General features: G+C 73.2%; 14 protein-coding genes and 1 riboswitch. Of the genes, 6 read left to right on the top strand and 8 right to left on the bottom strand.

Annotation, left to right across the window (positions count from 1 at the left end; translation table 11 throughout):
• The first annotated feature begins 29 nt into the window (after nucleotides 1–29).
• Nucleotides 30–1442, top strand: a complete 1413-nt coding sequence (locus O7604_RS29225) for a glycosyl transferase (protein WP_269700739.1) — start codon at nucleotides 30–32, stop codon at nucleotides 1440–1442.
• Complete coding sequence (locus O7604_RS29230; protein ID WP_281578429.1) at nucleotides 1439–3562, top strand: glycosyltransferase family 1 protein; 2124 nt, start codon at nucleotides 1439–1441, stop codon at nucleotides 3560–3562. Before O7604_RS29225 ends, O7604_RS29230 begins: the two co-directional genes overlap by 4 nt.
• A 59-nt stretch (nucleotides 3563–3621) precedes the next feature.
• Here O7604_RS29230 and O7604_RS29235 read toward each other — a convergent pair whose 3' ends face one another.
• From O7604_RS29235 to O7604_RS29255, 5 genes are all read right to left on the bottom strand, one after another.
• Nucleotides 3622–5208 carry a glycosyltransferase gene (locus O7604_RS29235; RefSeq protein ID WP_269700741.1) on the bottom strand — a complete coding sequence of 529 codons (1587 nt, stop codon included), beginning with the start codon at nucleotides 5206–5208 and terminating at the stop codon, nucleotides 3622–3624.
• 98 nt (nucleotides 5209–5306) lie between these two features.
• Nucleotides 5307–6962: a glycosyl transferase family 1 gene (locus O7604_RS29240; RefSeq protein WP_269700742.1), complete on the bottom strand. Its 1656-nt coding sequence runs from the start codon at nucleotides 6960–6962 to the stop codon at nucleotides 5307–5309.
• A gap of 32 nt (nucleotides 6963–6994) precedes the next feature.
• A complete protein-coding gene (locus tag O7604_RS29245) occupies nucleotides 6995–8020 on the bottom strand; it encodes a Gfo/Idh/MocA family oxidoreductase (RefSeq protein WP_281578430.1) in 1026 nt (341 codons plus the stop codon).
• 56 nt (nucleotides 8021–8076) lie between these two features.
• Nucleotides 8077–9183, bottom strand: coding sequence for a DegT/DnrJ/EryC1/StrS family aminotransferase (locus tag O7604_RS29250; protein ID WP_281578431.1), 1107 nt, complete (start codon nucleotides 9181–9183; stop codon nucleotides 8077–8079).
• A 151-nt stretch (nucleotides 9184–9334) separates the two neighbouring features.
• Entirely contained in the window at nucleotides 9335–9967 is a 633-nt protein-coding gene (locus O7604_RS29255; protein WP_018784870.1) for a TetR/AcrR family transcriptional regulator, read from the bottom strand.
• Nucleotides 9968–10122: 155 nt separating this feature from the next.
• Here O7604_RS29255 and O7604_RS29260 point away from each other — a divergent pair, with 155 nt between their 5' ends.
• The 4 genes from O7604_RS29260 (at nucleotide 10123) to O7604_RS29275 (ending at nucleotide 15122) form a co-directional block, all read left to right on the top strand.
• Nucleotides 10123–11025, top strand: coding sequence for an ABC transporter permease (locus tag O7604_RS29260; RefSeq protein ID WP_281578432.1), 903 nt, complete (start codon nucleotides 10123–10125; stop codon nucleotides 11023–11025).
• Nucleotides 11018–11818 carry an ABC transporter ATP-binding protein gene (locus O7604_RS29265; RefSeq protein ID WP_269700746.1) on the top strand — a complete coding sequence of 267 codons (801 nt, stop codon included), beginning with the start codon at nucleotides 11018–11020 and terminating at the stop codon, nucleotides 11816–11818. The genes O7604_RS29260 and O7604_RS29265 overlap by 8 nt, the downstream gene beginning before the upstream one ends.
• Nucleotides 11819–11923: 105 nt before the next feature.
• Entirely contained in the window at nucleotides 11924–13426 is a 1503-nt protein-coding gene (locus O7604_RS29270) for a bifunctional cytidylyltransferase/SDR family oxidoreductase (RefSeq protein WP_269700747.1), read from the top strand.
• Nucleotides 13427–13445: 19 nt separating this feature from the next.
• Entirely contained in the window at nucleotides 13446–15122 is a 1677-nt protein-coding gene (locus tag O7604_RS29275) for a CDP-glycerol glycerophosphotransferase family protein (protein ID WP_281578433.1), read from the top strand.
• A gap of 6 nt (nucleotides 15123–15128) precedes the next feature.
• Here O7604_RS29275 and O7604_RS29280 read toward each other — a convergent pair whose 3' ends face one another.
• The 3 genes from O7604_RS29280 to O7604_RS29290 all read right to left on the bottom strand — a co-directional run bounded on the left by O7604_RS29280 (nucleotide 15129) and on the right by O7604_RS29290 (nucleotide 18380).
• Nucleotides 15129–15875: an alpha/beta hydrolase gene (locus tag O7604_RS29280; protein WP_269700749.1), complete on the bottom strand. Its 747-nt coding sequence runs from the start codon at nucleotides 15873–15875 to the stop codon at nucleotides 15129–15131.
• A 242-nt stretch (nucleotides 15876–16117) separates the two neighbouring features.
• Complete coding sequence (locus O7604_RS29285) at nucleotides 16118–16972, bottom strand: C39 family peptidase (RefSeq protein ID WP_269700750.1); 855 nt, start codon at nucleotides 16970–16972, stop codon at nucleotides 16118–16120.
• 194 nt (nucleotides 16973–17166) lie between these two features.
• Nucleotides 17167–17309, bottom strand: a riboswitch (cyclic di-AMP (ydaO/yuaA leader).
• Nucleotides 17310–17618: 309 nt separating this feature from the next.
• Nucleotides 17619–18380, bottom strand: a complete 762-nt coding sequence (locus tag O7604_RS29290; protein ID WP_269700751.1) for a hypothetical protein — start codon at nucleotides 18378–18380, stop codon at nucleotides 17619–17621.
• Between the last annotated feature and the right edge of the window lie 13 nt (nucleotides 18381–18393).

Consider the following 18393-nt stretch of genomic DNA (forward strand, 5'->3'; position numbering starts at 1 on the left):
CGCTCCCTCCTCACGATCGGTTATCCGCGATGACCAACCGCCCTGTCCCGCTCCCCCGCTCGCGCGGCGGGAAGCGGCCGCACGCCATCTACCTCGCGATCGGCTTCCCGCCCGCGGCGAAGAGCAGCGCGTACCGGCTGCGCGAGACGGCGAACCAGTTCGTCGCCCAGGGCTGGGACATCACCGTCATCACGATCTGCCAGCAGGCGTGGGAGCGGGAGTACGGCCTGGACCACACGCTGTCGGAGAAGGTCGACCCGCGGGTGCGGGTGGTCGAGCTGCCGCTGATCCGGGAGGATCTGGAGACCGACATCCGGGCGTTCTCCGAGGAGCGCTCGCTGGACCCGGCGGGCTGGATCAAGCGGCTGCGCAAGCGCGAGCAGCAGGCGTTCCCGGAGCCGGTGTTCGGCGGCTGGCGGTACGAGCTGGAGAAGGCGGTGCTGCGGCTGCACCGCGAGCACCCGGCCGACCTGCTGCTCGCCTCCTGCGCCCCGTACGTGAACCTGGCCGCCACCCGGAAGCTGTGGGAGGAGCACAAGGTCCCGTACGCGGTCGACTTCCGCGACGGCTGGTCGCTCGACGTGATCGGCGGCGGCGAGGCGTTCACCCGCGACTCGGTCTCCGGCCGGTGGGAGTCCTCCGTGCTCGAACACGCGCTCGCGGTGTGGTGCGTCAACGACCCGATCGCCGGCTTCTACCGGGAGCGGTATCCGCACCTGGCCGACCGGGTGCACGTGGTGCGCAACGGCTACGACGAGGACAGCCTGCCGGACATCTCCGGCCGCTCGCCGGACCCGGCGGCCGGGCTGACCTTCGGCTACCTGGGCTCGGTCAACTTCAGCCCGGCGTTCCTGGAGTCGGTGCTGGACGCCTGGCGCATCGCCCGCCGCGACGACCCGTTGCTGGCCCGTTCCCGGTTCGAGGTGCGCGGCCACATCGGCGCGGGCGCGTCGCGTGAGGCCAACCGGCACATGGACCTGCTCAAGGAGGCCGCCGTCGACGGGGTCAGCTTCGGCGGCCCGGTGCCGAAGGCGGAGCTGGCGGCGACGTACGGCTCCTGGGACGCGCTGGTGCTGATGCTCGTCGGCGGGCGGTTCGTCACCTCCGGCAAGGTGTACGAGTTCATGGCCAGCGGCCTGCCCGTGCTCTCCGCCCACGACGTCGACCACGACGCCAGCAACGTGCTGGCCGGGCATCCGCTGTGGACCGGGGCGGTCGGGCTCGACCCGCACCGCCTCGCCGGCTCCTTCGTGGAGGCCGGCCGGCTGGCCCTGAAGGCGACCGACGCGGACCGGGCCGCCGCCCGGGAACTGGCCCGCCGTTACGCCCGGCCCGCCGTGCTCGCCCCGGCGGTCCGCCGCCTCACCGAACTCGTCCGGCCCACCGGCGCCGGCGCGGCCACCCCGGCCACGACCTCCTCGACGGGAGATGCCCGACAGTGACCACAGTGCTCATCGTGGCCGCCGCCGCACCGAAGCAGCCGGCCGTGCTGATCGAGGCGCTGGAACGTTTCCGCAGCCGTGGCGCCCGCGTCACCGTCGCCTGCTTCTTCGACAGCGCGGAACTCCCGGTCGACCCGGCGCTGGCCGAGGTGCGGTCGTTCGTCGTACCCGCCGAGAAGCGCGACGCCCGGCTGCGGCGCGCGCTCGGCCGGGCACAGGCCAACCGCAAGATCTGGCTGCACGCACAGCGCCACTCCTGGCTGCGGCAGCGGTTCCGGTCGGCCGACCTGCTGGTGGCCCTCGACCCGCGGTCGGTCTACACGGTGTGGGAGATGGCCCAGCGCAACACCCGGGCCGGCGCGCACTACGGGCTCGTGCCGGCGCAGCGGGCGCTCGACGCGCCGCGTACCGAGCCGGTCGGCAAGCGGCTGGAGCGGCAGGTCGCGGCCGCTGCCGGCATCGGCACCCGGGGCGCCAAGCGGGCGGCGGTGGAGACGGTGCGCACCACCGTCCAGAAGGCGACCGGCCAGCGGATCATGAGCAACCCGGCGGGTGCCTGGTTCTGGTCCCGCGCGGTGGCCGCGCCCCGCGTACCGGACCGGCTGCGCAGCAAGCTGGCGGTACGGCTGCACGACAGCGCGGTCAAGGCGGGGCGCCCGGCGGTCGCCGCCCGCACCGCCGCGGCCGCGGTCAGCCGGATCAACAGCGCCGCCACCCGCGCGGACGTGCTCACCAAGGCCGCGCAGGGCGAACTGGCCCTCGGGCACGTCCCGTCCGGCCTGCACGACGCGATCCGCGCCCAGCTCGCGCTGGCCGACGCCCGGCTGCCGAAGGACCCGAAGAAGGCCGCCGCGGCGGTGTCGCGGGCGTGGAGCCTGGCGTCCAACCGGGTGCTGCACTTCGACCGGCTCTCCTCGCCGATGAGCGACGACCCGGGCGCCTTCCTGGCGCCGTTCCGGGAGAGCGCGGCGGCGCGGAAGCTGTCGCAGCCGCGGGGCCGGCTCGCCCCGGCCGCCCCGGCGCCGACCGACCGGCCGCTGCGGCTGCTGGTCACCACGCTGATCAACGACAACTTCCTCCAGGAGATCCTGGAGCGCTACCGGGCCATGCCGAACGTGGAGGTCCGTTTCCTGGACCTGTACGAGGACCCGGTGACCCGCCCGCTGGCGCTCAGCGGCAGCACGGTGATGGAGCACCTGCTCGGCGCCGAGTCGACGTACGGCGCCAAGATCGAGGAGTGGCTGCGGCCGCACCTGGACTGGGCCGACACCGTCTTCGTCGACTGGTGCCAGGCCACCGCCGCGCTGTTCACGCTGCACGACCCCGGGACGGCCAGGATCATCGTCCGGCTGCACAGCTTCGAGGCGTTCAACTTCTGGCCGCACCTGGTGGACTTCTCCCGGGTCGACGACGTCGTCTTCGTCTCCGAGCACCTGCGGGACCTGTCCACCGCGGTGCTGCCCCAGCTCACCGGCGAAGGCGCGCCCCGGCTGTGGGTGGTCGACAACGCGATGGACCTGCAGCGCTACCCCCGGGCCAAGCCGGCCGACGCCCGGTTCACGCTGGGACTGGTCGGGTTCAGCTCGGTGGCGAAGGACCCGCGGTGGGCGATCGACGTCCTGCGGAAGCTGCGCGAGCACGACGAGCGGTACAACCTGACGCTCATCGGCAGCAACTTCAACAACCGGACCAGCAAGCCGGCGAAGGACTACGGCCGGCAGCTCGCCAAGGACCTGGCCGAACTGGAGCCGCTGGGCGCGGTCCGGCGCTACGGGCAGACCGACGACGTGCCGGGCGCCCTCCAGGAGGTCGGCGTCATCCTCAGCACCTCGGTGCGGGAGAGCTTCCACTGCGGCCTGGTGGAGGGCGCGGCGAGCGGCGCGGTGCCGGTGGTGCGGGACTGGCCGTTCTTCGCCGGCAAGCCGCACGGCGCCCGTACCCTGTTCCCCGCCGACTGGGTGGTGGACACCCCGGCGGAGGCGGCGGAGCGGATCCTGGCCGTCACCGCGACCGAGCAGGCGTGGGCGGAGGCCGGCCGGGCCGCCTCGGAGCACGTGCTGAAGACCTGGGACTGGGGTGTCAGCCAGGCCGACTACGACCGGTTGCTGCTGGGCGACTGAGCAGGCGCAACGACAGCGGGGCCCGGCCGGTCGGCCGGGCCCCGCCGCGTTGTCGCCGGTCAGCGCGCCGGCACCGTGGCCCGCTGGTTCGGCACCGGCACGACGGCGGTGTCCGCCGGCGCGACGGGCCCGGGGTGGTGCGGCAGCAGCCGGGTGTAGACCTCGTCCATCACCCGGGCCTGGGCCTCCCACGTCCACTGCTCCAGCACGCCCGGCCGGTCGTACGCGGCCCGGTAGCGCTGCGGGTCGGCCAGCACGGTACGCACCGCCCGGACGTAGTCGGCCAGGTCCTCGGCCCGGAAGACCTCGCCGTGCCCGGTGGCCCGGGTCGCCTCGGCCATCGTCCGCACGTCGCTGACCACCATCGGCAGGCCACCGTGGGCGTACTCGAAGAACTTGGTGATCAGCGCGATCTCGTGGTTCGGCTTGTGGTGGATCGGGATGACGCCGAGGTCGGCCGGGGAGACGAACGCGGACACCTGCCAGTGCGGCACGTACGGCAGCAGGTGCACCCGGTCCGCCACGCCCAGCTCGGCGGCCAGCTCCTCCAGCTCGTACATGATCGGGGCCTTGCCGTTGGGGTGCACCGAGACCAGCGCGACGTGCGCCTCGGGCATCTCGGTGAGCCCGCGGATCATGATGTCCACGCCCCGCGACGGGTTGATGCCGCCGCAGTAGACCAGCAGCGGCGTGGCGGCGCCGATCCCGCACATCGCCCGGATGTCCGGCACCGGCGTCGCCCGCTGTTCCGGCGTGAGCGCGCGCGGCGGCGCGTTCAGCACCACGGCCGGCTGCTCGGGCAGGTCGTGGCTCTCCCGCAGCAGGTCGGCCAGGGTGGACGAGACGGTGATGACCGCGTCGGCGTACGGCGCGTGCTCCCGCACGTAGGCGATCTGGGCGGGCAGCCAGCGCAGGTTGGCGGGCCGGCCGATGATGCCGGGGACGAACTCGTGCGCGTCCCAGAGCAGCTTGACATCGCGACCGCCGGCCCGGGCCCGCATCACCGCCCGCGCGCCCACGCCGAGCATCCGGAAGTCGTGCGCGTGGATCAGATCCGGCCGCAGCTCATCCACCACCGAGGCGAAGGCCAGCTCGAAGTCCCACAGCTCCGGGTCCAGCCGGCGCCAGGCCCGGTCGCCGTGCACCCGCTGCCAGAACCGCAGCGCGGCGCGGTCGAGCCGGGAGTTCGGGTCCTGCTGGCTCTCCTGGAGCCGCCGCAGCTGCGCCGAGCGGAACTTGACCCACTGGAACATCGCCCTGTTGAGGAAGTACGGCGCGGCCAGCCGGGCCTTGCCGGCCAGCTCGGCGAAGCGGGGGCCGCCCGCCGCCCGGTTCACCTTGATCTCGGAGAGGCGGAACGTCAGGTCGTCCCGGCGGGCCCGCAGCGTGTTCAGCCGCCGCTTGGCGTCCGGCCCCGGCTTGTACGCCAGCGGCCGGCGCAGCAGCGCGCGGCGGTACGCGACCGGATGCGTCAGCCGCCGGGGCATCCGGATCAGGCGGACCTCGGCGTCGCCGATGCGCCAGCTGTCCTCGGTCGCCGCGCCCTTGAGGATGCCGACCAGGATCACCTCCCAACCGGCCTCGGCGGCGGAGCGGGCGGCCTTCTGCACCCGGGAGTCGCCGTGGACCCCGTTGTCGACCAGCATCACCACCCGTCCCCGGGTCGGTCGGGCATCGCTACTCGGGACAGCTTGCATCGGGTGCTTCTCCTCGTCGAGGGGGCGGTGCACGGGCGGTCGGCGGGTCACCGCAGGAAGGCGTCGAACACCTCAGCGGTCCGCCGGCCGTCGTGGTGGTCACGGACGTAACGGGCGCCCTCCGCGGCCAGGGCGACCGCGGCGGGTCTGTCGTCGAGCAGCGACTCGATCGTCTTGACCAGCGTGCCGGGTGTGGCGTTGGCGATCGGCGGCTGGACCCCGGCGGCCCGGTGCGGCCCTTCACTCACGTACGCCACCACGACCTTGCCGGCGGCCATCCCCTCGCAGGAGAACGTGCCGTAGCTGCCCATCACCAACTGGTCGACCACGATGTCGCAGTCCTGCACCAGGCGGCGCATCTCGCTGTGCGGCAGACCCTCCACCAGGCGCAGTTCGATGATCCGTCGATCGTGCAGCTCCTGCAACCGGGGCAGCAGCCGGTCGGTGCCCTTGGTCCAGCGGTTGGACGGGGCGTGCAGCACCACCGGCCGGGTGCGTTCCAGCACCGGACGGTCGCAGGCCCAGGCGTCCACGTCCACGATCAGCGGCGCCCAGGTGGCGAACGGCACGTCGTCCAGCAGGTCCGGAGTGGTCACGAAGAACGGCAGGCCGCTCTCCTGCGCGGTACGCCGGTTCCGCTCGGTCACCACGGTGAGCCGCTCGCGCAGCTCCTCCGGGGCGTCCCGGAACGCGGACTCGGCGTGCCGCTCCAGGTGCGCGCCGGGGTGGCGGATCTCACTGCCGTGCGCCAGCAGCGCGACCTTGATCCGGGCCCGGCGCAGCGCGGGCAGGTCCCCGGCGATGTCGTCGCCGTTGAGCCGGCCGAGCACCGGGCGGAAGGCGTCCACGATCAGGTGCGTGTACCAGCCGAGCACCCGCGCGGCCTGCTGCATCTGCACGTCGAGCCGGTGTTCGCCGGGGAAGTGCAGATAGCGGTCGGCCGGGTAGCGGTAGGTGGCCGGCGGCTTGGCCACGACCAGTTCGATGCCGACGTCCGTCCGCGCGGCGCTGATGGCCGCCGCGAGGGCGGAGAGCTGACCGGCGTAGTTCGCCGTGCCCAGTCCCAGCCGGACCGGCCCGGCGCCGAGCGCCCGCCACCGGCCCGGTGTGCCGGCCTCGACCGGCGCGACCGGCGGGTCCTGCTGCTCCGGCGTCTCGGGGGCCTCGTCGCCGCCCCGCTGCCAGGCCCGTTCCACCGCCTTGGCGAAGGAGGGCACCGAGCCGGAGGCGAAGAAGTCGCCGGCCCGGTGCCGGGTCAGGTGCTCGCGGACCGCCCGGCTGTCGGCCGCGACGATCCGCAGCCCGGCGGCGAGGCAGGTGTCGAGCAGCCCGAGACCGGCGTCCGGCGTGAACCCGACCACGGCCACGTCGGCCGAGGCGAGGAACGTGGCAGTCACCGTGCGGGGGCGCGGGACCGGGTGGACCCGGCGGCGGGCCTTGCCGGCCCGGCGGACCAGGTCCTGGGCGGTCGTCTGCTCCGCCGGGTCGCAGACCAGCGCCAGGTGGAACTCGGGCAACCGGGCCAGGGCGCGCAGCACGCCGTCCAGCGCCCGGTCACCGGTGATCCCGCCGGCATGCACCAGCAGCGGCGTGCCGGCGGGAAGTTCACACAGTTCGCGTACCGAAGGGGTCTCCCAGGGCCGCGCGCCGGCGGCGGCCCGGCGGAGCGCGATGCGCCACCGCCGGGGAATCCGCCGTCGCACCGCGGAGACCGTCCGCCGCACCGGCGCCGGGCTCATCGCAGTGCCGGCTCCGCGTCGCTGCCGCTGGCCGTGACGGACACGACCTTGCCGTCGGCGGACGACTCCAGGAGAGCCGCCGCGACCTGCACGGTACGCAGGCCCTGCCGCAGCGTGACGATGTCGCTCTGCTTGCCCTCGACCGCGTCCCGGAAGCGCTCGTGCTCGACCAGCAGCGGCTCCCGCTTCGGGATGGCGTATCGGACCATGTCGCCCTCGGCCACGCCGCGGAACGCGCGCAGCGCCTCCCACTCGGTGTCGATGGCGGCGTTGGCGTAGAACGTCAGGTCGGCGGTGAGCGTGTCGGCCACGAAGCAGCCCTTGTCACCGGTGACCACAGTCGACCGCTCCTTGAGCGGGCTGAGCCAGTTCACCAGGTGGTTGACCATCGTGCCGTCGGCGAGCTGGCCGACCACGGCGACCATGTCCTCGTGCAGCCGGCCGCTGCGCGAGACGGTGCGGGCCGCGACCGAGGCGTACTGCTGGCCGGTGACCCAGGCGGTCAGGTCGATGTCGTGGGTGGCCAGGTCCATCACCACGCCGACGTCGGCGATCCGGTGCGGGAACGGGCCCTGGCGCCGGGTCACGACCTGGAACACCTCGCCCAGTTCGCCCGCCTCGAGCCGGGTACGCAGGCTCTGCAGCGCCGGGTTGTAGCGCTCGATGTGCCCGACGCCCGCGACCAGGCCGGCGTTCTCGAACGCCTCGACCAGCCGGTTGGCGGCGTCGACGGACTGGGCCAGCGGCTTCTCGATGAGCGCGCAGACGCCGTTGGCGGCCAGCTCCATGCCGATCGGCTCGTGCAGCGCGGTCGGGCAGGCCACCACCGCGTAGTCGACGCCGATGGCGAGCAGGTCGCTCAGCTCGGGTACGACCGGCGCGCGCAGCGTGCCGGTCACGTCGCCGGCCGGGTCGACCACGCCGACCAGCTCGACGCCGTCCAGGTTGGACAGCACGCGGGCGTGGTTGCGCCCCATCGCGCCGAGGCCGATCAGGCCGGCCCGCAGCTTCCGTCCGCTCACTGCGCTCTCCTTCGTTCGCGACTGCGGGGCTCGCAGACCCGGCTCACTCCTCGCGCTCACCGGGCACCGGCGGCCAGGTTCGCAGCCTCGGCGATCCGCTCCAGCTCGGCCTGGGTCAGCGACGGGTGCACCGGCAGCGAGACCACCTCGGCGGCGGCCCGCTCGGTCTCCGGCAGGTCCCACGCGCCGGGCTTGCCGTCGACGAGGTACGGCTTGAGCCGGTGGATCGGGGTCGGGTAGTAGACCGCGTTGCCGATGCCCAGCTCGGTGAGGCGGGCCTGGGCGGCGTCACGGTCGCCCCGCACCCGCACCGTGTACTGGTGGTAGACGTGCTTGGCGCCGTCGGCGACCGGCGGGGTGACCATGCCGGTGATCGCCGAGTCGAGGAACTTGGCGTTGGCGCGGCGCTGCTCGGTCCAGTCGGCGAGCTGGGTGAGCTGCACCCGGCCGATGGCGGCGGCCACGTCGGTCATCCGCATGTTGGCACCGACGATCTCGTTGGCGTACCGCTGCTCCATGCCCTGGTTGCGCAGCAGCCGCAGGGTGCGGGCGAGGTCCGCGTCGGCGGTGGTGATCATGCCGCCCTCGAGGGAGTGCATGTTCTTCGTCGGGTAGAAGCTGAAGCAGCCGGCGGTGCCGAACGCGCCGACCGGGGTGCCGTTGCGCTCGGCGCCGTGCGCCTGCGCGGCGTCCTCGACCACGGCGAGGCCGTGCTGCTGCGCGATCTCCATGATCCGGTCCATGGCGGCCGGGTGGCCGTAGAGGTGCACCGGCATGATCGCGACGGTCTTCGGCGTGATCGCCGCGGCGACCGCCTCCGGGTCGATGCAGAAGCTGCCCGGCTCGATGTCCACGAAGACCGGCTCGGCGCCGACCAGCCGGACCGCGTTGCCGCTGGCGGCGAAGGAGAACGACGGGACAATGATCTCGTCGCCCGGGCCGAAGCCGAGCGCCATCAGCGTCAGCTGCAGCGCGGAGGTGCCGGAGTTGACGGCGACGCAGTGCCGGCCGCCGACCAGGTCACCGAACTCCTCCTCGAACGCGGCGACCTCGGGGCCCTGCACGACCCGGCCGCTCCGCAGCACCCGGACGGCCGCCTCGATCTCGGCTTCGCCGATGATCGGCCGTGCGGGGGGAATGAACTCTGGATGCGGCCCGACCATGGGGCTTCCTCCTGTCGACGCGTGGTTCATGAGAGACATTTCGGGGGATCGTAGCGGTCTGTCGGGAGAAACCGCGTATCGCACGGATTGTCCGACCGGTTGTGACCTTCTGTTCATGATCGACGACGGCCCTCCGGGGGCGGCCCGGGGTTCAGACTTCCACCTCGTCGCGCACAGGCCCCACGCATGCTACCCGCAGGGCGGCGACGATCGCGGCCGCCATCCGGGGCACCTCGGCGGGTTCCAGCGGGGCCCGGGAGATCGCCATCCGCCAGTAGACCGGGCCGACGATCAGGTCGACCGCGGCGCGCCGGTCGGTGTCCGGGGACAGCTCACCGCGCTCGACCGCCCGGCCGATCAGGATCCGGCCCACGGCCTGCTGGTAGTCGTCCAGGGCGGCCTGCAACTTCTCCGCGATCTGCGGGTTGCGCGCCGCTTCGGCCAGCAGATCCGGGATGATCTGCGCGGCCAGCCGGTGACGCAGTGCGCGCGCCATCACGTGCAGCAGAATCTCCAGGTCACCGAGAAGGCTGCCGGTGTCCAGCAGCGGGATGTTGCGCCCCGCCACCGCCGAGACCATGTCCAGCACCAGGTCGAGCTTGGAACGCCAGCGGCGGTAGATGGCGGTCTTGCTCACACCGGCCCGGCGGGCCACCGCCTCGATGGAGAGGCGACCGTAGCCCACCTCGGCCAACTCCTGCATCACGGCGGCGCGGATGGCACTGGTGATCTCCCCGCGCAGCACCGCCGCGCCGGCCGGAGCACGCCTCTTCTCGGTCGTCACGTGGAACAATGTAGCGCAACGACGGTACGGTTGCGTCCCGACGTTCGGTGGACTACCTTCCATGCAGCAGCGAGGCGGCTCCTCCCCGCCCGGCCACGCTGGATCTCTTTCACCGCACTGCTCCCCATCAGCACGAAAGATCGGAGCGCCTGAACATGGCCAACACCGCGGTGGCCGACCCCGAATCCGGGCTGACCCGGGCCGAACTGGCCCGGCGGTACGGGCTACGGGTGGCCGGGGAACGACCCGCCCTGGGCGAGTACGCCCGCCGGTTGTGGGCGTACCGGCACTTCATGACCGCGTACTCCCGGGCGAAGGTCGCCTCCTCGCTGAGCAACACCCAGCTCGGCCAGCTCTGGCAGGTGCTGACACCGCTCACCAACGCGGCCGTCTACTTCCTGATCTTCGGCGTCATCCTGGGCCAGCACCGGAACGTGCCGAACTTCATCGCGTACCTGTGCACCGGCGTCTTCATCTTCATCTTCACGCAGACCGCCGCCTCGAACGGCGTCAGCGCGATCACCGGCAACCTGGGCCTGATCCGGGCGCTCCAGTTCCCCCGGGCGGCGCTGCCGATCACGGTCACGCTGGTGCAGCTCCAGCAGCTGCTCATGTCGATGGTGGTGCTGGCCGGCATCGTGCTCGTCACCGGCGAGCCGCTCACCTTCCGCTGGGTCCTGATCGTCCCGATGCTGCTGCTCCAGACGATCTTCAACGTCGGGCTGAGCATGGTCATGGCCCGCCTCGGCTCCAAGGTCACCGACCTCAAGCAGGTCATGCCGTTCGTGATGCGCACCTGGCTGTACGCCTCCGGCGTGCTCTACCCGGTGACGCTCATCCGCGAGCACCTGCCGAACTGGGCGGCCAACGTCCTGGAGTGGAACCCACCGCTGGTCTTCATCGAGCTGGCCCGCTACGCGCTGCTCGACTCGCACCAGGCGCACCTGGTGAGCTCCCCGGCGAAGCTCTGGGCGCTCGGGTTGTTCTGGGCGGTCGTGGCGGGCGTCGGCGGGTTCGTCTACTTCTGGCGCGGAGAGAAGGAGTACGGCCGTGGCTGAGCAGACCCTGCCGCTGAACGCCGGCCCGGTGACCGACTCGGGTCGCGTCCCCACCGTGGTGGTGGACGACGTGCACGTGATCTACCGGATCCACAAGGGCGCGACTGGCGGCACCAGCCCGGTCTCCGCGCTCAAGCGGATCGTCTCCCGCACCAAGGCGCCGAACATCCGCGAGGTGCACGCGGTCAAGGGCGTGAGCTTCACCGCGTACGAGGGTGAGGCGATCGGCCTGATCGGCAGCAACGGCTCCGGCAAGTCCACACTGCTGCGGGCCATCGCCGGGCTGCTCCCGCCGGCCCGCGGCGCCGTCTACACCCAGGGCCAGCCGTCGCTGCTCGGCGTGAACGCCGCGCTGCTCAACGACCTGTCCGGCGAGCGCAACGTGGTGCTCGGCTGCCTCGCCATGGGCATGCACCCGGACGAGGTCAAGAAGATCGCCCCGGAGATCATCGAGTTCTCCGGGATCAACGAGCGCGGCGACTTCGCCTCGCTGCCGATGCGCACCTACTCCTCCGGCATGGGCGCGCGGCTGCGCTTCGCGATCTCCTCGGCGAAGAAGCACGACGTGCTGCTCATCGACGAGGCGCTGGCCACCGGCGACCGCAAGTTCCGGGTCCGCAGCGAGCAGCGGGTCCGCGAACTGCGCGACAGCGCCGGCACCGTCTTCCTGGTCAGCCACTCGATCGGCTCGATCCGGGACACCTGTGAGCGGACCATCTGGCTGGAGAGCGGCGTCCTGAAGATGGACGGCCCCACCAAGGAGGTCTGCGACGCGTACGAGAACCAGAAGTAGCGCCCCGGAGCGCACCGCACCGGGTTTCCGCCCGGAGCGGTGCGCTCCCGCGTACGCGTTAAGGTTTTCGGACCCATCCCCTTTCACCCAGAGTGAGGTACGGCAATGACGCAGGACCACACCACCGCACCGGACGCCGCGCCGGCGAGCCCGGCACCCTGGCGCCCCGCGCGTACGGTGGCCGTGATCCTCGCCGGGGGGACCGGCACGCGCCTGGGGCTGGGCATCCCGAAGCAGCTCCTCAAGATCGCCGGCAAGCCGATCATCGAGCACACCCTGGCCGTCTTCGAGGCCGCACCGGAGATCGACGAGATCATCGTGCTGATGGCCACCGGTCACGTGGACGACGCGCGGCGCATCGTCGCCGACGCCGGCTTCCGCAAGGTCACCAAGGTGATCGAGGGCGGCGAGACCCGCAACGACACCACCCGGATCGCGCTCGACGCGGTCGGCGAGGGCGACGTCAACATCCTCTTCCACGACGCGGTCCGCCCGCTGGTCAGCGCCCGGATCGTGCGCGAGTGCGTGAACGCGCTCTGGACCTACTCGGCGGTCGACGTGGCCATCCCGTCCGCCGACACGATCATCCAGGTCGACGCGGACGACTGCATCACCGACATCCCGGTCCGGTCCCGGCTGCGCCGCGGCCAGACCCCGCAGGCGTTCCGCTCCGGCACCATCCGCGAGGCGTACCGGCGGGCCGAGGGCGACCCCGACTTCGCCGCCACCGACGACTGCGGCGTGGTGCTGCGCTACCTGCCCGGCACGCCGATCAAGGTGATCGACGGCTCGGACGAGAACATCAAGGTCACCCACCCGGTCGACGTGCACCTGGCCGACAAGCTGTTCCAGCTCGCCGCCGCCCAGGCGCCCCGCCTGACCGACCACCGCAGCTACGCCGAGGAGCTGACCGGCCGGACCATCGTGGTCTTCGGGGGCAGCTACGGCATCGGCCACGACCTGGCCGAACTGGCCCGCTCCTACGGCGCCCAGGTCTTCCCGTTCAGCCGCTCCACCACCGGCACGCACGTCGAGCGCGCCGAGGACGTGGCCGCCGCGCTGAAGACCGCGTTCGAGGCGACCGGCCGGATCGACCACGTGGTGGTCACCGCCGGCATCCTGGAGAAGGGCGCGCTGGCCGAGATGGACTCGGAGACGATGGACCGTCTCCTGCACGTCAACTTCGTCGGCCCGGTCACCATCGCGCGCCAGTCGCTGCCGTACCTGCAGCAGACGAAGGGCCAGCTGCTGCTCTACACGTCCAGCTCGTACACCCGGGGCCGGGCCCGCTACGCGCTCTACTCCGCCACCAAGGCCGCGCTGGTCAACCTCACCCAGGCGCTCGCCGACGAGTGGGCCGAATTCGGGGTACGCGTCAACTGCGTCAACCCGGAGCGCACCGCCACCCCGATGCGGACGCGGGCGTTCGGCGAGGAGCCGGAGCACACGCTGCTCTCCTCCGAGGCGGTCGCGCAGGCGTCCCTGGACGTGCTGATCTCCGAGCTGACCGGCCAGGTGGTCGACGTGCGCCGGTCCCCCGGCGAGCCGGTGGCCGCCGTACCGGCCCAGCCCGGCGCCGACCGGTCCGAGCTGTCCACCGGCGCCTGAACCCGACGGGACGTGTCCGATGCGTGGTGACCTGGTCCGCAAGCTGCTCGCCCGGGTACTGACCACCGGGCTGGCGGTGCTGGCCTTCCTCGTCGTGGCGCTCACCGGGGCCACCGGCTGGGGCCTGGCGCTGGCGGTGGCCGCGCTGGCCGCCACCGCCTGGGAGCGCCGGGTCCGGCCGTCGGCCGACGGTCTCGCCGAGACGGTGCTCGTCGCCGCCGGCATCCTGGTCGGCTACGCCCGGCGCCTCGACGACGGTTTCGACCCGGCGCTGACCGCCACCGCGCTGGTGCTGCTCGGCCTGGTGCTGCTGGTCGGCCCGCTGCGGCAGGCCGGCGCGCTGGAGATCCGCGCGGCGAACCTCCCGGTCCGCACGTGGGCACCCGTGGTCGCCGCCCGGCTGGGCGACGCGCTGCTGGTGCTGCTCGCCGTGGTGGCGCTCGCCGCCGCCCTGACGCTGCCGGCCTGGACGGCGCTGGCCGCCGCGCTGCTGGTCGGCGCCGGATGCGGGGCGGTCGCGCTCGACCTCGCCCGGCGCCGGTTCCGGCCGCCCGCCGGAGGTGGACCGGTCGGCCGGGCGCTGCGCCACCACCGGCCCGAGTTCGTGCTGCACTTCTCCGCGCCGCCCGGCTCGGAGTATCAGGTCACCATGTGGCTGCCCTACCTGGAACGGATCGGCCGCCCGTTCCTGGTGGTGCTGCGCGAGCCGGAGCTCCTGCCCGCGGTGGCCGCCGCCACCCGCGCCCCGGTGGTCCTCTGCCCCACGCTGAAGGCGCTGGACGAGGCGCTGGTGCCCAGCCTACGGGTCGCCTTCTACGTCAACCACGGCGCGAAGAACGCCCACCTGATCCGGTTCAACCAGCTCACCCACGTGCAGCTGCACCACGGCGACAGCGACAAGGCACCGAGCGCCAACCCGGTCTCGGCCATCTTCGACAAGATCTTCGTGGCCGGGCAGGCGGCGATCGACAGGTACGCCCGCGCCGGCGTGGAGATCCCCGCCGACAAGTTCGTCGTGGTCGGCCGTCCCCAGGTCGAGGCCATCGAGGTACGCCGGGAGCCGGTCACCCCGTCGGCGCACCCGACGGTCCTCTACACCCCGACCTGGACCGGGCACCACGCCGACGCCAACTACTGCTCGCTGCCGGTGGCCGAGACGCTGATCCGCCGGTTGATCGACAGGGGGGCCACGGTGATCCTGCGCGCCCACCCGTACACCGGCAAGAACCCGGCCTCGGCCCGCCAGCTCGCCCGCCTCACCGAACTGCTCGCCGCCGACCGGGCCAGGACCGGCCGGCCGCACCTGTTCGGCGCCGCCGCGAGCCGCGAGCTGACGCTCACCGAATGCGTCAACCGCGCCGACGCGCTGGTCTCCGACGTCTCCGGGGTCATCTCCGACTGGCTGTACTCCGGCAAGCCGTACGCGGTCACCGACACCGGCGCCGACGGCGAGCACTTCGTCGAGCGGTTCCCGCTGGCGGCGTCCGGCTACGTGCTGCGGCGCGACATGTCCAACGTGGACGAGGTGCTCACCGACCTGCTCGACGCCGACCCGAAGGCGGCGCAGCGCTGGGCGGCCCGGACCCGCTACCTGGGCGACTTCCCCGCCGACGGCTACGCCGAGGCGTTCCTCACCGCCGCCCGCCGCGAGCTGGAACCCGAATGGTCGGTCCCGGCGCCGCGCGCCGTGGTGTAGGCCCGCTCAGAGGTACGGGTCGAGCAGGGCGAGCACCGCGGCCGGGTCCTCGACGTGCGCGTTGTGGCCCAGCCCGGGCAGCGTGGCCACCGGCACACCCAGTTCCTTGAGCTGCGCGTCGGTCACCATCGGGTCCTGCTCGCCCCGGGCCAGCAGCACCGGCACGTCGGTGGCGGCCAGCAGCGCCGCCAGCCGGGGCTCCCCGACCGCGAACGCCGCCGGATCCATGGCGAGCCGCCAGCGGCCGTCCTCCCGCCGCAGCCCCGCCTCCACCACGGGATGGTCCGGGGCGAACAGCCCGGCGAGCCCTGACACCCGCAGGTAGCGGCGAGCCGCCTCGTCGCGGGTGGCGAACCAGGTGACCGGCCGGGCGGCCAGTTCCTGCGACTTCGCCAGCTCGGCCGGGGACCAGACCGCCTTGATGCCGAGCCCCACCACCGCGTCGACCGGAAGGGCCCGCTGCCGGGCGGCGAGCGCCAGCGCCACCACCCCGCCGAGCGAGTGCCCGAGCAGCACCAGCCGGTCGGTGGGGCCGAGCCGTACCGGGCCGAGCCCGTCGGCCACGCGTTGGGCGAGGGCCTCGAACGAGTAGCCGGGCAGCGGCGGCGACCAGCCGTGACCGGCGAGGTCGGGGGCGAGCCAGCGGCCGGGCCAGCGGCGCTCCAGCAGCGGCGCCCAGGGCAGCCACACCTCGCCGGTGGCACCCATGCCGTGCAGGAGAATCAGGTGCCGCTTCCCCGTCGTATCGCCCATTGGCGCAGTCTGCCACCGCCCGCCCCGCACACGCGAGACCGAACCCGCCGCCTCCGGCCCCCACCAGCCCGTCGATCTTGCGGTTTCGGCCCCCGGGATGCCCGGCTCACCCGTTATGCCGGGGCCACAACTGCAAGATCAACGGGGCGAGGTGAGGCGGGCCGGGGTGGGGTGGGGTGGGGTGGGACGGGGAAGGCCGGCACCCCGGGGTGGGGTGCCGGCCTTCGGGGCTGCGGGACTGCTCAGGCGGAGTAGCCGCGGCTGGCGATCCAGTGCGCCAGGTCGATCGTGGTGAGCCAGTACGAGGGCAGGGACGGGTCGGCCGAGTCGGCGATCCGTACGGTCCGGCCGTCGTCCTTGTAGCCGACCACGGCGACGTAGTGGCCGCCCGGGAACGAGTGCCAGCCGCCGTTGGTGTCGGTGGCGGTACCGGCGACGTTCGCGACGACCGCGCGGCCGTTGCTGATCGCCTCGACGACGTCGGCCTGGAGCCGGTCCATCTGGGCCGGGGTGGCGGTGCCGGGAATCATGCGGGTCCGGTACGGGTTGCCCTTGACCTGCTGGTTGAGCACCCGGGTGGTGTCCTCGGCGGAGTTGGTGCCCATCTCGGTGGTGCCGAGCGGGCCGGCGAGCGCGTCCTGGCTGCGCTCGATGCCGGCGGCGCTGAGCGCGTTGCGCACGGCGGCCGGGCCGCAGTAGAAGTAGTTGATCTGCGCCTGGTAGTCGTAGTCGAGCGACTTGCTCGACGGCGGCTTCGGCTTGGCCTTCCGGGTGAGGTCCGGGTCCGCCGCCGCCTTGGCCGACGGGGAGGCGCTCGCCGACGCGCTGGGCGCGGCCGAGGCGCTGGGCGACGCCGGCGGTACGGCGATGCGGGCCTCGCCGCGGCTGGCGGGCTGCTCGCCGAGGCGGGCGGCGCCGAGATCGGCGACCGCCGCGGTGTTCTCCTGGACCGGGGCGTCGTCACCGGCGGCGGCGACGGTGCCGGCACCGGCGGCCAGCACGAGCGCGGCGGCCGATCCGGCGATGATCTGGTACGGGCGTTCGGTGACGATCCGTCGCAGCTGACGCTTCAGGTGGTGCTTCACGAAATCCTCCACGGGGCGTGAGCGGCACACGCCGGCCCGGCACGCGGAGGAACTCACACGTGCTGGCGGGGCCGGATGGCCGGGGGATCCGGGAACGCCCGTGATGCCGGGCGCCCAGGGGGCGGTTGCCGGTCGCGCGTCAGGCGAGCGCGGGCACCGCGGTGCCGTGGAGGCGGGGGGACGATCGAGGGGTGGGCAAGAGGGGTAACTCCTTCCGTGGCCGCCGACCGGGTTAGCTGACGGATTCGGGCGGGAAGTACGCCCTACCGCGGGCCGTGGGCTCGCGGATTCACCCCGATGGTGCTCATGGGTCCCCGGTTCGTGGAACTCGATTAGGCGGGTCGGTGCGGCGTCGCCGTCGGCGATCGATTACCGCATCGGACGCGCCGACACTACCGGTGGGTATGTCCCATGCCAAGCGCTCCCACCTGCGTAAACGTGATCCGCGGTAACGGATTTCGGAACACCCGGTTACTGACTTCACTCAATGGGACAAGCAGTTTCGACGGCACCCGGCGGCGGAAACCGGACAGACGGCGAGCAGCCGACCGGCAATTGCGCGGCTCGATGACCCGTTCTGCGCCCCGCGCCCGATTCGGCGGCCTGGGTGACCGGGCTCACCACATTGCGGGTAACAATTCGGTCGAGACGGGGCGCCTCAGCCGACCCGGGCCGGGCGCCACCGCGCGTTCCGGGCCGCCGCGGGCACCGGCAGGGCGCTCGTCGTCGTGCTCCGGTACGGCAGGGCGGGCCGCAGGGCCACGGTTGCCGCGTACGCCTCGGCGGCGAGGGTCCGGGCGGCCTCGGCGGCCAGTTCCGCGTCCCGCCAGGCCGTCCGCTCCCGCGCGGCGGCGCGCTCCCATCCGGCCCGGCGCCCGTCCCGAACCGTGCGGGCCAGCACGATCTCCTGCTCGGCCGGGTGCCGGCGCGGATCCCATCCGTTGCGGTGCGCCAGCACGTCGGCGAGCTGACGGGCGGTCAGGTCGCCCCGCCAGTGGGCCGTCATGGCGGCGTGGTGCAGCCAGCGCTCCCGGGCCGCGTACTCGCCCGGGGTGCGCGGGGTGCGCGGGGCACCCAGCGCGGCGGCGCCGGCCAGGCGGCGGGCGGCGCTGTCCGCCTCGTCGTACGCGGTCCAGGCCCGGTCCGCCTCGTCCTGCGCGGCCAGCCACCGCTCCCGGCGGCGACGGGCCGTCTGGGCGGCCCCGGCGGCGGCCACCGCCACCTCCTCGGCGTAGCGGACCAGATCGTCGCGGCGGGCGGCATCGGCGTCCGGCTCGGGGGCGGCGTCCGGCTCGGGGTCGCGTTCCGGCCGGGCGACGAGCGCGGCGAGCAGGCCCAGGGCGAGCAGCAGCAGGAAGGACCAGATGGCGGCGGCCTCGGGCACCGCGGTGAGGAAGTGGTACAGAGCGGTCTGCGACATGGTCGGCACCTCA

It is taken from the genome of Micromonospora sp. WMMA1947, from assembly GCF_027497355.1.
GTDB lineage: Bacteria > Actinomycetota > Actinomycetes > Mycobacteriales > Micromonosporaceae > Micromonospora.

What these genes read in the sequence shown, in the direction of transcription:
- O7604_RS29270 (WP_269700747.1), top strand. Translation starts at nt 11,924, where the DNA reads ATGACGCAGGACCACACCACCGCACCGGACGCCGCGCCGGCGAGCCCG.
- O7604_RS29225 (WP_269700739.1), top strand. Translation starts at nt 30, where the DNA reads ATGACCAACCGCCCTGTCCCGCTCCCCCGCTCGCGCGGCGGGAAGCGG.
- O7604_RS29235 (WP_269700741.1), bottom strand. Translation starts at nt 5,208, where the DNA reads ATGCTGGTCGACAACGGGGTCCACGGCGACTCCCGGGTGCAGAAGGCC.
- O7604_RS29250 (WP_281578431.1), bottom strand. Translation starts at nt 9,183, where the DNA reads ATGGTCGGGCCGCATCCAGAGTTCATTCCCCCCGCACGGCCGATCATC.
- O7604_RS29260 (WP_281578432.1), top strand. Translation starts at nt 10,123, where the DNA reads ATGGCCAACACCGCGGTGGCCGACCCCGAATCCGGGCTGACCCGGGCC.
- O7604_RS29280 (WP_269700749.1), bottom strand. Translation starts at nt 15,875, where the DNA reads ATGGGCGATACGACGGGGAAGCGGCACCTGATTCTCCTGCACGGCATG.
- O7604_RS29290 (WP_269700751.1), bottom strand. Translation starts at nt 18,380, where the DNA reads ATGTCGCAGACCGCTCTGTACCACTTCCTCACCGCGGTGCCCGAGGCC.
- O7604_RS29275 (WP_281578433.1), top strand. Translation starts at nt 13,446, where the DNA reads ATGCGTGGTGACCTGGTCCGCAAGCTGCTCGCCCGGGTACTGACCACC.